The organism is Streptomyces sp. W1SF4, assembly GCF_003950035.1.
Classification (GTDB): domain Bacteria; phylum Actinomycetota; class Actinomycetes; order Streptomycetales; family Streptomycetaceae; genus Streptomyces; species Streptomyces racemochromogenes.
In genome coordinates, this window is sequence record NZ_CP034350.1 from 6,968,254 (window position 1) to 6,983,126 (window position 14,873).

Below are 14,873 nucleotides of genomic sequence, written 5' to 3' on the forward strand. Positions count from 1 at the left end.
GGGACCGGGCAGGCACCAGGCTGGAAACCAACGCACCCCCGAGCGGCCGGGGAGGCCGACATGCGCACAGCGAACCGGACCACCGCGAACACGCCCCGCTCGGGGCCGGAGATGCTGCCCGCCTACGCCGTCTGCGTCCTCACCATGCTCGCCGCCATCACCTGGGGCATCGTCACCCTCACCCACATCGGCCACCCCGCGCTGCGCACCGTACGCCTCCACCTCGCCGCCGACCACGTGCTCGTCGGCCTCGGCATCGCCCTCACCGGCATGGTCTTCGCCGCCCGCCGGACCGCCCGGGTCCTCGGGTGGCTGATGCTCTGCTCCGGCTGCGCGCTCACCCTCGCCCAGGTGGTGCCGCAGACCGCCGTGGTGCACGGAGCCGGGCCGCGCGTGCTCACCGCCGTGTTCATCCTGGTCATGGTCGCCTTCACCCTGATCAACGCCATCATCTACCCCATGCCGCTGTGGCTGCCCACCGGCCGCTTCCCCCGCTGGGGCGCGCCGTACGTGGCGTTCACCGCCCTCTTCAGCGCCGCCCAGCAGTACTACGTCTTCACCCGCCCCGGCTTCGTCTACTACGGCGTCGAGTCCCCCATCTCCGGCCCCGGGTGGGCCGGCCCGGAACGCCTGCTGACGCCGTGGATGGACACCGCCTCCCGCTGGGTCCCGCCCCTCATCGCCGGCGTCGGCATCCTCCTGATGGCCGTCCGCTGGCCGCGCACCCCCAAGTCCGACCGCCCCTACGCCATCCTGGCGGTGCCCTACCTGCTGTGGCTCGCGGTGATCGCCGTCAACCAGTACGGCGACCCCCCGATGGGCTTCGAGGTCGTCATCGTCTACCTCGCCGCCGCGTCCTGGCCGGCGACGGTGGGCTACGTCCACATCCGGGAGCGCACCTGGGCCCTGGACCGGGCGGGACGCCGCATCCTGACGGCCTTCGTCCTCACCTTCGGCCTGTTCATGGCCTACGCGGGCGGCGCCTTCGTCCTCGACTACTTCGCGCCCGGCTCCCTGACCCCCGAGTCCGGGCTGATGGCCTGCCTCACCCTGCTGGTGGGCTTCCTGCTGCGCCCCACCGCGCGCTGGTCCGCCCGGCTCGTCGACCGCTACTACTACGGCGAACGCGCCCAGCCCTACCAGGCGGTGCGCGCCCTCGCCGACCGGCTCAGCCACGCACTCGACCCGGGGGACATGCCCCGCCTGCTGTGCGACACCGTCGTGCACACCCTGCGGCTGCCCGCCGCCCGCCTGGTGATCAGCACCCGGCACGGCGAGCGCGAACTGGCCCGCCTGGGCAGCCCCGGCAGCGGCGACGAGGCCTTCCCCCTGGTCCACCGGGACAACGCCATCGGCCACCTCTACGTCCCGCCGCGCGCCGGCGAACTCGCCCTCGACCAGCAGGACCGCGAGGCCGTGCGGATCCTGGCCGACCACAGCGCGCCCGCCATCGCCTCCCTCCAGCTCTACGAGGAACTCCAGACGAGCCGCGAACAGATCGTCCTGGCCCGCGAGGAGGAGCGGCGCAGGCTGCGCCACGACCTCCACGACGGCCTCGGCCCCGCGCTGTCCGGACTGCGCCTCCAGGTCGACGCGGCCCGCGCGGCCATACCCTCCGGCACCCGGGCCACGGACTCGCTGGCCGCCGTGTCCGAGGGCATCGGGCAGGCCATCGACGAACTGCGCCACATCACCGGCGGACTGGCCCCCGCCGCCCTGGACGGCGCCGACCTGCCCCGCGCCCTGCGCCAGCTCGCCGAGCACCTGGGCCGGAACCTGCGCATCACCGTCAGCCTGGCCCCCGAGCCGTTCCCGGGACTGCCGGCCGCCGTCGAGGTGGCCCTGTACCGGATCGCCGCGGAGGCCCTGAACAACGTCGTCCGCCACGCGCGGGCCGGCCGCGCCCACGCCGCGGTGGTCCTCACCCCCGAGGCGGTGACGGTGGAGGTCACCGACGACGGCTCCGGCGTCCCCCAGGGCGGCGCGCCCCGCGACGCCGGGGTGGGGCTGCGCTCGATGGCCGAGCGCGCCGAGGAGCTGGGCGGCACCTTCGACCTGGTCAGCTCCGGGACCGGGACCGTGGTCAGGGCCGTGCTCCCGCGTACGGCCGGGACCGGCACGGGACCCGGGGACCATGTGCCCGGGACAGGAGGCTCCGTACGTTGATGGTCCGAAGCCCGAACGGGCCCGGAGAACCCGAAGGAGAGGAACCATCATGTACGCGAAGATCGTGAAGCTCGCTCCGGTGGCCCTGGTCACCGCCGGCCTGGTCCTGGCCGGTCCGACCGCACTGGCCGCCCCCCGGCAGCAGTCCGACGCCGTGTCGGTGGTGGAGCACAAGACCAGCGGCAAGAAGGGCCCCTACCCCAGCAAGTCGTCCTGTGAGGCGGCCGGCAAGGCGGGCCACTACAAGAGCTACTACTGCCAGCAGCACGACCACAAGTGGTGGCTCTACTACACCTCGAAGTAACCGGAGGACAGCTCCTCCAGCCGGGCCCGGGACGCCATGTCCCGGGCCCGGCGCCCTGCCGTGCGCCGCCGCCGCGCCGGGTCAGGCGCGGCGCGCGGGCGGCGCCGCCAGGGGCGCGTCGCCGAGCTGCACGAGCGTCAGCAGGACCAGCGCGTCCGTCCAGCCCAACGGCACCACGGCCTTCGGGAGGCCCTGCGCGTCCACCGTCTCGGGGAGCTCACCGAGCACGTTGCGCTGCGCCAGCACCCAGTCGAGCACCGCGGAACCCTTCGCCCGCTCGCCCGTCGACGCCCAGGCGAGCGCGAAGAACGAGGTGCTCGCCGTCCAGGTGATGTTCCCCCACCGGGTGTCCGGGTCACTGCCCGGCACCAGCCCGCCGTTGGGCCGCAGCAGCTCCTGGTAGGTGGTGTCGAGCGCCCCCGCGAGACCGGCCGGCGCCTCGTTGAACGGGGGCGCCATGAACGCCGCCGCGCTGTCGTGGCCGTGCAGCCCGTCCACCGTGCGCTGGTAGCCCAGCGGCGCGAACCGCTGGGCGATGCCCCGCTCCAGCCGGCCCGCCGCCTCCGTCCAGCGCGCCGCCTCCTGCTGCCGCCCGAGCCCCGCGGCCAGGTCGGCGGCCGCCCGCAGCCCGGACAGCAGCGGCGCCGCCGTGCCGATGTTGGCGGTGTCCGTGGGCAGTTCCCAGTAGTCCGGGGAGGCCGGCGGCAGGCCCTGCGCGTCCAGGGACGCCGCCGCGAAGTCGGCCGCCTTCAGGATCGCCGGGTACAGCACCCGCAGCCGTTCCGCCCGGTCCGCCGCGGGCGCCGTCCGGTACCACTGCCAGGCGGCCCAGGGCACCCAGCCGTTCGCGTCCAGCTGCCACGGCCGGGTGTCCGGCGGCCCCGAGCCGTCCAGCTTGGTACGGGCCTCCCAGGTGCCGTCCGGCCGCTGCGTCCGCGCGTTGTACAGCAGGATCCGGTACGCCTCCTCGTCGTGCCCCGTGTGCGCGAACGCCGCCGCGGCGAAGGCGGAGTCCCGAGGCCAGGAGAAGTCCCAGAACGGGTACCAGGCCGCCGCCAGCGCCCCGTTGGGCCGCAGCAGCGCCCGCATCGACAGCAGCGCCCGCTCCGCGCCCTCGCGCCGGGCCCCCGCCGCCCCCGGCACCCGGCCCCGGGCCAGCCAGCGCCGCGACTCGGCGATCTGGGCCAGCGCGCCCGCGTCGCCCGCCTCGACCACCCGGGACTTCTCCGCGCCCGCCGGCAGGTAGCGCCAGCGGCCCGAGGGCAGCACCAGGACGTTGCTGCCCTCCACGTAGCGGGCCCCGACGGCGAACGCCGGGTCCAGGGCCTCCACCGCCCGCCCGTTGGAGAGCAGGCCCGCGGTCCGGGCCGGCTTCATCGAGGCCGGGACGTAGCAGGCCTCGGTCTCCCCGCACCGCTCGGACCCGGCCGGGTTCACGTAGAACGCCAGCCGGCCCGAGCCCGGCTGCCAGCCGCCCCGCGCCTGGTCGTACTGCGCGGCCGCGGGGTGGCCGGCCGCGGCCGCCCGGGTGCCGTACCAGGTCACCGCCCCCGCCTCGGCGGTGGCGGCCTGCGCGAACAGGTAGTACCGGGCACCGGGCCGCAGCGCCGCCGCCAGCGGCACCTCCACCCAGCCCGTGCCCGGACCGCCCAGCGCGGCCAGGTCCACGGTGGCCGAGGCGATCGCGGAACCGGCGTCGTCCCGGGCGGTGCGCACCTGCACGCTCAGCGTCCCGGTCGCGGCCGTGCCGCCGAGGAACAGCGAGACCCTGGAGAGCCGGCCGTCGTCCGTACTGAACTCCTGGGCCGCGGCCCGCCCGGCGCTCCCCGCGCCCTTGATCCCGTACAGGGGCACGTCGTGCCCGGCCTGCCCGTCGAGGGCGGCCCGTCCGCCGCCTTCCGGCCGTCCCCCGGGAAGGAGGGGCACCTCGTGCCCGGACCGTCCGTCGTAGGCCGGACGTTGGTCGGGCGCCACGGGCGGCCCGCCCGCGGCGGCCGCCCCGTCCGCCGTCTGCAGCAGCGTCGCCAGCAGGGCGGTGGCCAGCAGGACGGACCGTGTGCGCATCACGCATAGCCTCCACTGTGATGAAGCGTCAATAAGCCCGGCAGAGCGCGTACGCGGAGCCATTCATCCAATATCCCCGGCCGGGGCGCCACCGGGGGACGTGAACGCCCCTGCCGCGCCGGACGCCCCGCAGCACCGCCCGGACGGTCCAACGCGCCGTCACCGGGCGGGGTAACGGCCCGCACACCACCGCCGCCTCACCCGTGCTCCACAGCCGCACCAGCGGCACACCACCGCACTCGAACACGCTCTCCCTGTTCAGCCACGCGCACCCATCACGCGCACCCGACCAGACCGGCACACGAGGCGCCGGGCCACACCCACGGGGGAAATGTGATTACTCGACGGACCGCACTGCGGGCAGGCGTCGCCGCCACCAGCATCGTCGGCACCGGTGGCATGCTGCTGCCCGTCGTGAACGCCGCCGGGACCGGCACGGCCGGGGCCACCGCGGGCGCCGCCGAACTCGACCCCGTCGGCATAACCAAGTTCACGCAGAAGATGCCGCTGCCGCCGGTCCTGCAGCCCTACCTGAACACGGGCACCACCAGCTACTACCGCATGACCCTGAAGGAAGCCGCCAAGGAGATCGTGCCGGGCGTCAAGACCCCGCTGCGCACCTTCAACGGCTCCTTCCCCGGCCCCGTCATCAAGGCCGAGTCGGGCCGGCGCGTCGTGATCAAGCAGACCAACTCCCTCGCCGTGCCCACCTCGATCCACCTCCACGGCGCCCACGTCCCCCAGGACAGCGACGGCGCCCCCATGGACCTGATCGCGGCCGGCGGCGGCACCAAGACGTACACGTACCCCAACACCCAGCCCCACGCGAACCTGTGGTTCCACGACCACGCCCACCACATGGAGTCGGAGAACGTCTACCGCGGGCTGACCGGCACCTACATCCTCACCGACGACATCGAGCGCCGGCTGCGCCTGCCCTCCGGCCAGTACGACGTCCCGATCGCGCTGCGCGACGCCCGCTTCCTGGAGAGCGGCGAACTCATCTACCAGATGGGTGACTTCATGAAGCGCAACGTCATCATGGCCAACGGCAAGGCCTGGCCGTACTTCGAGGTCGCCGCCCGCAAGTACCGCTTCCGCCTCACCAACACCTCCAACCAGCGCTTCTTCGACCTCCACCTCGCCGACAACTCCGAGCTCGTGCAGATCGGCACGGACGGCGGCCTGCTCCCCGCGCCGCACCGCACCGACGTGGTCCAGATCAGCCCCGGCGAGCGCGCCGACGTCGTCATCGACTTCTCCCGCTACCCCGTCGGCACCGTCATCGAGCTGCGCAACAAGGACATCCCGCCGTACGAGCCCGCCGACGCGGTCAGCAAGGTCCTCCAGTTCCGCGTCACCCGCACCGCGGCCGACCGCAGCGTCATCCCGGACCGGCTGCGCACCCTGCCCCCGCTCGGCCCGGCCAGCGTCACCCGCGACTTCGACATGAAGATGGACGAGGGGGCCGGCGGCACCGGCGCGTACATCAACGGCAAGACGTACGACATGGACCGGATCGACACCGAGATCGCCTACGGTGCCACCGAGATCTGGACCGTGACCAACAGCAACAAGCTCGCCCCGCACAACTTCCACATGCACCTCGTGCAGTTCCGGGTGCTGGAACGCAACGGCAAGCCCGTCACCTCCGGCCCCGAGACCGGCCTGAAGGACACCGTGCCGCTCAAGCCGGGCGAGACCGTCAAGGTCCAGGCCACCTTCGACGGCTACCGCGGCACCTACGTCTACCACTGCCACCTGTTCGACCACGGCGCCATGGGCATGATGGCCAACATGCGCATCTCCTGACGCCCCGCACGCCTTCCCCTCCCCCCCTCCGCCCCGGCGGCCTCGTCCGGCCGCCGGGGCGGACCCCTCCCGTTGCCGAACCGCCACCGTGATCGTTTGACCGCCCGACGGGCGGACGGGCGGGAACCACACGGGAGCGGGTCGGCGGCATGCGGACGGAGCGCAGGACGGTACTGCGGGCGGCTTCGGCCGGAGCACTGGCGGCACTGACCGGGACCGGGGCCCCGCCGGCCGCCGCCCGCCCGGCCGCCCCGCGTAACGACGGCCGGGCCGCCCCGCCCAGCGACGGCCCGGCCGCCCCGCCCAGCGACGGCCGGGCCGTGCTGCGCTTCACCCGGGCCACCAACGGCGCGGCCACCGCCACCGCCGACGGGCGGCGCGTCATCGCCGAGGTGCAGAACGTCCTGTGGTCACTGCCCCCGGACGGCTCGCCCGCCACCCCCCTCACCCCGCCCGACCTGGAACCCGGCCGGCCCGTGTTCTCCCCGGACGGGCGCCGCGTCGCCATGAGCGCCTACCGCGGCGGCACCTTCCACATCTGGGTGATGCGCGCCGACGGCACCGGCCTGCGCCGCCTCACCGACGGCCCCTTCGACCACCGCGCCCCCGCCTGGTCCCCCGACGGCCGCACCCTCGCCTTCTGCTCCGAACGCGGCGGCGACCCCGTCGCCGGCAGCCCGTACCGCATCTGGACCGTCTCCCTCACCGACGGCGGCATGCGCCGCCTCACCGGAGTGCCGGGCCAGGCCGGACCCGGCCAGGACGGCCCCTGGGAGGACCTCGACCCGGTCTTCTCACCCGACGGCACACGCGTCCTGTTCCTGCGCGCCGTCCCCTCCGGCGAGGCCCTGCCCGCCCGCACCCTCGCCTCCGCCGCCGCCGACGGCAGCGGCCCCGTACGGACCGAACACACCGTCACCGAAGGCAGCCTGCTGGCCCCCGCCCTCTCCCCGGCCGGCCGCACCGCCTGGCTGTCCGCCGCCCCCGGCCCCCGCAGGGCCGAGAAGCTCACCCTGTACGCCGACGGGCGCCCCGTCCCCCTCGACGGCGACCTCGCCCCCGCGCCCCCGCGCTGGATCGGCGACGACCGCCTGCTCATCACCCTCGACGGCCGGTTCCGGCTGATCCGCCCGCACCGCGACGGCCCCGCCCGGGACATCCCCCTCGACGCCACCCTCGAACTGCCCCGCCCCCGCTACCGGGTCAAGGAGTACGACCTCGAAGCCGACCGCCCCCGCCCCGTCCGCGGCATCCACCTGCCCGCCCTCTCGCCCGACGCCCGCAGCGTCGCCTTCGCCGCGCTCGGCGCCCTGTGGACCGCACCCGTCACCGGCGGGGCCCCGCGCCGGATCCTCCAGGCCCCCGCCACGGCCTACGTCCAGGGCCCGGTGTGGACCCCCGACGGGAGCGCCCTGCTCTACACCGACGACCGCGACGGGCTGAACACCGTACGCCGCCGCGGACTCGCCGACGGCCGCGACGGCGTCCTCTCCCCGCCCGGCCGGGTCTACGGCTCCCTCTCCCCGGACGGCACCCGGCTCGCCGCCCTCGACCTCGCCGGCCGGCTGATCGTCCGCGACCTCGCCTCCGCCACCGACACCCCCCTCGTCCCGGCCCTCGGCGGCGGGGGCCTGCCCAGCCCGCCCAGCTGGTCCCCCGACGGCCGCCACCTAGCCCTCTGCGACCGCAACCGGCTCAGCCGCCGCTTCCGCGAGGGCTACAACCTGATCCGGATCGTCGACACCGCCACCGGCGCCACCCGCCTCCACGCCCTCGCCCCCCACACCTCCCTCTCCGACCGCTACGCCTGCGGCCCCGTCTGGTCGCCCGACGGCCGCCACCTGGCCTGCGTCGCCGAATCCGCCCTCTGGCTGCTGCCCGTCACCCCCGACGGCACCCCCGCCGGGCCCGCCCGCCGCCTCACCGACGAGCCCGCCGACCACCCCTCCTGGTCCGCCGACTCCCGCACCCTGCTCTACCAGTCCAACGCCAGGCTGCGGCTGCTCACCCTCCGCCCCGACGGCACCCCCGACGGGGCGCCCCGCACCGTCCCCGTCTCCCTGTCCTACCGCCGCCCCGAACCCGTCGACACCGTCGTCCACGCCGGCCTCCTGTGGGACGCCACCGGCACCCCGCCCCGCGCCGACGTCGACCTGCTCGTCAGCGGCGGCCGCATCACCGCCGTCGAACCGCACCGCCCGCGCCGCCGGGCCGCCCGCACCGTCGACGCCTCCCGGGGCACCGTCCTGCCCGGGCTGTGGGACGCGCACGTCCACCCGTACCCGTACACCTACGGGGCCCGTCAGGGCGCCCTGCACCTGGCCTACGGCATCACCACCGCCGTCTCCCTCGGCGGCTCCGCCTACGAACAGGCCCGGCTGCGCGAGGACATCCGCGCCGGCCGCCTCGCCGCCCCCCGGCTGCTGGCCGGCGGGGAACTCCTCGACGGGTCCCGCGTCGCCTACAGCATGGGCCGCGCCCACCGCACCCGCGCCGGACTCGCCCGCTCCCTGGCCCGCGCCGAAGCCCTGGACTGGGACTTCGTCAAGACCTACGTCCGCGCCCCCTACGCCTTCATGGAGGAGGCCGCCCGCTTCGCCCGCGAGGTGCTCGGCGTCCGCTCCGGCTCCCACCTGTGCGCCCCCGGCATCCAGTCCGGCCAGGACCTGACCACCCATCTGGTCGCCACCGAACGCGCCGAGTACGGCCACGGCACGACCCCAGCCGGCCACACCCACCAGGACACCCTGGAGGTCTACACCCGCGGCGGCTTCGACCTCGTCGCCACCCCCTTCACCGCCCTGCCCCTGATCGGCGCCGACCCCTCGCTCGCCGCCGACCGCCGGGTCACCGCCATGATGCCGCCCTGGGACGCGGCCACCCTCAAGACCGCCGCCGCCCAGCCGCCGACCCCCGAGCAGTACACCGCCCTCGAACGGGAAGTGGCCGTCTACCGCGCCGTCCTCGCCGGCGGCGGCCGCGTCGCCCTCGGCACCGACGCCCCGCTCACCCCCGTCGGCCTCCACCTCCACCTCGCCCTGCGCGCCCTCCACCGGTACGGCCTCTCGCCCGCCGAGGCACTCACCACCGCCACCCGCACCCCCGCCCGCGTCTACGGCGCCGACGCCCACCTCGGCACCGCCGAACCGGGCAAGCTCGCCGACCTCACCCTCGTCGACGGCGACCCCTTCACCGACTTCGCCGACCTGGTCCGCGTACGGGCCGTCCTGCGCGCCGGCACCCCCTTCGCGCGCGCCGACCTGGAAGCCGCCTACCCCGCCCCCGCCGCCCCCGCCCCGGAGCGGGCCTGGCGGCCCGTTCTGCGCCAGCTGCACCGCGACTCCTGCTGCACCGCCCACCGGGTCAACGGGCGCCTCCTGTAGGGGGGTTACCCCCACCCCCGGAAGCCGGTCTGCCGGATGGGCCGCCGGGGCGCCCTGCACGAGGCTGGCCCCATGACGAACTCCCGGAACAAGGCCCTCCTCCTCGCCCTCTCCGCCGCGGCCGCCGCCACCGCGCTCACCGCCGCCACCCTCCCCGCCCAGGCGGCCCCGGCCCCCCGCGCCGAGGCGCCCGCCCTCGGCTGGCACCCCTGCGCCAAGCCGGGCGGTCCCGCCACCCAGGAGTGCGCCGACCTCCCCGTCCCCCTCGACTACGACGACCCCACGGGACCGCAGGTCAAGGTCGCCGTCTCCCGCATCCGCAGCGACCGCCCCCAGGCCCGCCGCGGCACCCTCCTCGTGATCCCCGGCGGCCCGGGCGGCTCCGGCGTACAGCGGCTCACCCAGAAGGGCGCCGCCCTCCAGCAGCAGCTCGGCGGCGCGTACGACCTCGTCGCCTTCGACCCGCGCGGCGTCGGCGGCTCCACCACCGCGAGCTGCCGGCTCGCCCCCGAGGACCGCTACCTCACCGCCCTGCGCTCCTGGCCCGCCCCCGACGGCGACATCACCGAGAACCTCGCCCGCGCCCGCCGCACCGCCGAAGCCTGCGCCCGCAACGGCGGACCCGTCCTGCGCAGCTTCACCACCGCCAACCAGGTCCGCGACACGGACCGCCTCCGCGCCGCCCTCGGCGAGCGCAAGCTCTCCGCCTGGGGAGTCTCGTACGGCACCTACGTGGGCGCCGTCTACGCCCAGACCCACCCCGATCGCACCGACCGCTGGGTCCTCGACAGCAGCGGCGACCCCGACCCCAAGCGGGTCGCCCGCGGCTGGCTGGCCAACATGGCCCAGGGCTCCGACGACCGCTTCCCCGACTTCGCCGCCTGGGCCGCCCACCCCGACCGCGACAAGGACGGCCTGCGCCTCGCCCAGCACCCCGAGGACGTCGAACCCCTGCTGCTCTCGCTCTTCGCCTCCCTGGACCGCACCCCCCGCCCCTCCACCACCCCCGGCGTGCCCCTGACCGGCAACGGCCTGCGCCAGGCCCTGCAGAACACCCTCTACAGCGACTCCGCCTTCCCCGCCTTCGCCCGGCTCGCCGCCGCCCTGCGCGACCCGGCCCACACCCCCGCCCTGCCGCCGGAGCTCGCCCGCCCCCTGCGCGACGAGGACGCCGCCCAGCTCGTCGCGGTCCTGTGCAACGACGTCGCCTGGCCCGGCGGTTCCCAGGCCGACCGGCAGCGCGCCGTCGACGAGGACCGGGCCCGCCACCCGCTGACCGCCGGAATGCCGGTCAACGTGCTGCCGTGCTCCTTCTGGAAGGACACCCCCCGGAGGAAGCCCACCAAGATCACCAATCACGGTCCCTCCGGCGTCCTGATGATCCAGAGCCGCCGCGACCCCTCCACCCCCCACTCCAAGAGCCTCAAGATGCGCGAGGCCCTCGGCGACCGGGCCGTCCTCGTCACCGTCGAGCAGGGCGGCCACGGCGTCTACCTCGGCAACGGCAACGCCTGCGGCGACCGCACCGTCACCCGCTTCCTGACCACCGGCGAGCGCCCCGCCCGCGACACGAGCTGCCCGAACTGAGCACCGCCGCCGCGCGGCGCGCGGGCTCACCCGTACGGCGGCACGATGGAACGGACAGCGCCTTCCCCAGGGCCGTGGAGACCATCATGAGCACGCACAAAGTCGGGCCCGACACCACCGTTCTCGCCGACTGCCTGGAAGTCCCCGGAATCGGCTTCGTCCCCGTCAACGCCTTCGTCCTGCACGCCGAGGAACCCGTCGTCGTCGACACCGGCCTGGGCCTGCCCGACCGGGACTTCCTCACCACCCTCGCCGGCGTGATCGACCCGGCCGACGTGCGCTGGATCTGGCTCACCCACCCCGACCGCGACCACACCGGCGGCCTCTTCGCCCTCCTCGACGCGGCCCCCCGGGCACGGGTGATCACCACCTTCCTCGGCGTCGGCGAGATGTCCACCGAGTCCCCGCTGCCCCTGGACCGGGTGTACCTCCTCAACCCCGGCCAGAGCCTGTCCGTCGGCGACCGCACCCTGCGCGCCTTCCGGCCGCCGCTCTTCGACAACCCCGCCACCGTCGGCTTCTTCGACGACCGCACCGGCACCTGCTACAGCTCCGACTGCTTCGGCGCCCCCCTGCCCACCGCCGACCTCGCCACCTGCCCCGACGTCGCCGAGGTGGACGCCGAGGACCTCAAGGCCGCCCAGCTCCTCTGGGCCAGCGTGGACAGCCCCTGGGCCCAGAACGTGGACCCGGCCCGCTTCCTCGCCACCGCCGACCCGCTGCGCTCCGCCGGCCCGGGCACCGTCCTGTCCACCCACCTGCCCCCGGCGACCGGCCTGACCCCCCGCCTGCTGGACACCCTCACCGCGGTCCCGGGCCTGACCCCCTACACCGGCCCCGACCAGGCCGCCCTGGAACGGATGCTCGCCACCTTCGCCCCGGGCCCGCACTGAGCAGCGTTCGGCGCCGCCGGACCGCCTCCGTACGGGGGCCGGTGCGGGGATCCCCCGCGCGTCACACCACCGCGCGCCGGGGCGGTGGTTGACTGGCCGCATGCCGCTCGACTCCTACGGGGTGCTGTCGGGAACGCTGCACCGCCACTTCCGCGACACGCCGGACACCCAGGGGCACTGGTTCCACGTCAACCTGGAGGTGGACGCGCCCGCCGGCCGGTACCGGTGCGCGGTCGACGTGGACAGCAAACAGTCCACCACCGGCGTCCAGTGGAAGGTGCTCACCCTCGCCGCCTCCGTGCTCGACCCGGTGCCCTCCCTGGACCCCGGCTACCACGAGCTGTCCACGAGCTCCGGCTCCGGCGCCCTCGACTACCAGCGGCATCCGGCCCTCCGACACCGGCCCGGCTGCGCCTTCCCCGTCCGCCCGCCCGCCCGGCTCCGGAACCTGATGGACCGGCTGAACCCGCCCCACCCCTGGAGCTCGGGCTCCAACCTCGACGCGGCGCGGGCACTGGAACCCATCCTCCTGCCCGGCCGCGAGATCATGGTCTTCGGAGAGCCCTTCGACCACGGCCTCGGCATGCACAACATCCACCAGAACCAGGGCGACCCGTACGGCAGCCAGTGGTGGGACGACAACGGCACCTGGCAGGACGGCGCCACCCTCACCCGTCGGCCCGACGGCCTGTACGACGTCTTCCTCAACCGGTTCACCACCCAGGCCGAGCACACCGGCCCCGACGGCCACCCCGTCTAGCCGTGCCGGAGGAACGCTTCGACACCTGGGCCGCCGCGGACGGCTACGAGCGCTACATGGGCCGGTGGAGCCGGCGGGTGGCCGAGGTCTTCGCCGGCTCCCTCGGGGTCGCCCCCGGCGCCCGGTGGATCGACGCCGGCTGCGGTACGGGCGCACTGGCCGGGGCCGTGGCGGCCCGCTGCCGGCCGGGACTGGTGCTGGGCGTGGACCGGTCCGCCGCCTTCGTCGCGGCCGCCCGGGCCGCCACCGCACCGGCCGGCGCCCCGGGGCCGGTCTTCGCGGTGGCCGACGCGCAGGCGCTGCCGGTGCGCGACGGGGCGTTCGACGCCGCGGTCAGCGCCCTCGCCCTGAACTTCCTGCCCGACCCCGGCGCGGCGGTGGCTGAGGCTGCCCGGGTCGTGCGCCCGGGCGGGCTGGTCGCCGCGTACGTATGGGACTACGCCGACGGCATCGGGTTCCTGGCGCGCTTCTGGGACGCCGCCGTCGCCCTGGACCCGTCGGCGGCCGCGCTGGACGAGCGCCGCCGCTTCCCCCTGTGCCGTCCGGAGCCGCTGGAGACGCTGTGGGCGGGGGCCGGGCTGGACGCGGTACGGGTCGTCCCGGTCGAGGTGGCGACCCCGTTCACCGGCTTCGCGGACCTGTGGGAGCCCTTCCTGGCCGGGCAGGGCCCCGCGCCCGGCTACGTCGCCTCCCTGGCCCCGGCCGCGCGCGGGCGGCTGCGCGACGGGCTCGCCCGCGCCCTGCCGGTCCGGGCCGGCGGGCCGATCGCGCTGACCGCCCGCGCCTGGGCGGTCAGCGGCCGCCGAACAGGTCGCTGAAGGGGGCCGCGGCCGCGTCCCGGAGCGCCGGCAGCTGCCGGTAGAGGGCGCTGCCCGGGCACTCGGTGGCGAAGACGTCGCGGTGGCCGGAGACCCGCTCCACCGTCACCCGCTCCCCGGCCCTGAAACGCCCGTTGTCGATGGAGGAGGTCAGCTCGACGGTGCCCGAGGGGACGTGCCCGAACCGGCCGAGGGCCCAGGCCGCGAGCCGGGCGACGGCCGCCGTGGCCTCCGGCGGCGCCTCCACGTCGGTGTAGTGGCCGATCACCGCGACCCCGACCGTGTCGACGTTGAAGCCGAGGGTGTGCGCCCCGGTGACCGGCCGGCCGGAGCCGCCGGCCCGGCCCTCGAAGACCGTGCCGCACTTGTCGACCACGTAGTTGTAGCCCAGGTCCTTCCAGCCGTTGACCCGCTGGTGGAGGGTCTGGAGGCCGCGTACGACGGCGGGGGAGTCGGCGCAGTCGTAGTCGTTGCTCTGGGCGGTGTGGTGGACGAACACGGCCTTGACGTCCCTGCCGTACACGGCCTCCTCGCCGGGCCCCTCGGTCGCACCCCACCCGTCGCGCGGGACGATCCGGGGCCGGGAGCCGGCGGCCCTCGCGTAGGCCGCGGGCACGGGTGCCGCGGCGCGGCGGGGGTCCGGCCCCGGGTCGACCAGGTCGAGGCGCAGCCCGGCCGGCAGTTCCCCGCCGGCGCCCGCCGCGCGCACCTCCACGGCGTCGGACGGCCCGGCCCACCAGGGCTCCCCGCCCTCCACCACCGTCCACGGCGACCAGTGGCCGGAGCCCCGCTGCCGGGCGCGGACCCGGTACGTGCCGGCGCCCGGCCCGCCGCCGGGGAGGTCGCCGGGGGCCGTCACGGCCAGCATGCTGAAGGGGGTCCGGGCGTTGGCGAGGACGGGGGCACCGGCCGAGGTCAGGGTCACGGCGCGCGGCGGCGGGGGAGGGGTGGCCGGTTCCGCGCCGACCGCGGCCATGGTGACGAGCAGGCAGCTCAGGGCGGCGGTGAGGGGCGTCAGCGGGAATCCGCGGGTGCGCAAGTCGGCTCTCCAGGATCCCCGGGCGACGGTGGACGTGAACCGGAACA

General features: G+C 75.7%; 10 protein-coding genes. 8 read left to right on the forward strand and 2 right to left on the reverse strand.

What is annotated here, in order from left to right:
• Positions 1–60: 60 nt before the first annotated feature.
• Together D1J60_RS32295 and D1J60_RS32300 are read left to right on the forward strand one after the other, a co-directional pair.
• On the forward strand, positions 61–2,166 hold the full coding sequence (locus D1J60_RS32295) for a GAF domain-containing sensor histidine kinase (RefSeq protein WP_125823548.1): 2,106 nt from the start codon (positions 61–63) through the stop codon (positions 2,164–2,166).
• Positions 2,167–2,215: 49 nt separating this feature from the next.
• Positions 2,216–2,470, forward strand: coding sequence for a hypothetical protein (locus D1J60_RS32300; RefSeq protein WP_125823549.1), 255 nt, complete (start codon positions 2,216–2,218; stop codon positions 2,468–2,470).
• Between the two features lie 81 nt (positions 2,471–2,551).
• Here the strand turns inward: D1J60_RS32300 and D1J60_RS32305 are convergent, their stop codons facing one another.
• Positions 2,552–4,534 (reverse strand): hypothetical protein, encoded by a 1,983-nt coding sequence (locus D1J60_RS32305; protein WP_125823550.1) that lies wholly within the window; start codon positions 4,532–4,534, stop codon positions 2,552–2,554.
• Positions 4,535–4,867: 333 nt separating this feature from the next.
• Here D1J60_RS32305 and D1J60_RS32310 point away from each other — a divergent pair, with 333 nt between their 5' ends.
• The 6 genes from D1J60_RS32310 to D1J60_RS32335 all read left to right on the forward strand — a co-directional run bounded on the left by D1J60_RS32310 (position 4,868) and on the right by D1J60_RS32335 (position 13,787).
• Positions 4,868–6,346, forward strand: a complete 1,479-nt coding sequence (locus D1J60_RS32310) for a multicopper oxidase domain-containing protein (RefSeq protein ID WP_241253479.1) — start codon at positions 4,868–4,870, stop codon at positions 6,344–6,346.
• A 149-nt stretch (positions 6,347–6,495) separates the two neighbouring features.
• Positions 6,496–9,729 carry an amidohydrolase family protein gene (locus tag D1J60_RS32315; protein WP_125823551.1) on the forward strand — a complete coding sequence of 1,078 codons (3,234 nt, stop codon included), beginning with the start codon at positions 6,496–6,498 and terminating at the stop codon, positions 9,727–9,729.
• A gap of 72 nt (positions 9,730–9,801) precedes the next feature.
• Positions 9,802–11,316 carry an alpha/beta hydrolase gene (locus D1J60_RS32320; RefSeq protein WP_125823552.1) on the forward strand — a complete coding sequence of 505 codons (1,515 nt, stop codon included), beginning with the start codon at positions 9,802–9,804 and terminating at the stop codon, positions 11,314–11,316.
• A gap of 86 nt (positions 11,317–11,402) precedes the next feature.
• On the forward strand, positions 11,403–12,209 hold the full coding sequence (locus tag D1J60_RS32325) for an MBL fold metallo-hydrolase (protein ID WP_125823553.1): 807 nt from the start codon (positions 11,403–11,405) through the stop codon (positions 12,207–12,209).
• Positions 12,210–12,309: 100 nt separating this feature from the next.
• Positions 12,310–12,969: a DUF2278 family protein gene (locus D1J60_RS32330; protein ID WP_125823554.1), complete on the forward strand. Its 660-nt coding sequence runs from the start codon at positions 12,310–12,312 to the stop codon at positions 12,967–12,969.
• 2 nt (positions 12,970–12,971) lie between these two features.
• The gene (locus D1J60_RS32335) at positions 12,972–13,787 is read left to right on the forward strand and encodes a class I SAM-dependent methyltransferase (protein WP_125823555.1); all 816 of its coding nucleotides are present in this window, start codon (positions 12,972–12,974) and stop codon (positions 13,785–13,787) included.
• Here D1J60_RS32335 and D1J60_RS32340 read toward each other — a convergent pair.
• Positions 13,762–14,826: an N-acetylmuramoyl-L-alanine amidase gene (locus D1J60_RS32340; RefSeq protein ID WP_125823556.1), complete on the reverse strand. Its 1,065-nt coding sequence runs from the start codon at positions 14,824–14,826 to the stop codon at positions 13,762–13,764. The genes D1J60_RS32335 and D1J60_RS32340 overlap by 26 nt on opposite strands.
• Positions 14,827–14,873 lie beyond the last annotated feature (47 nt).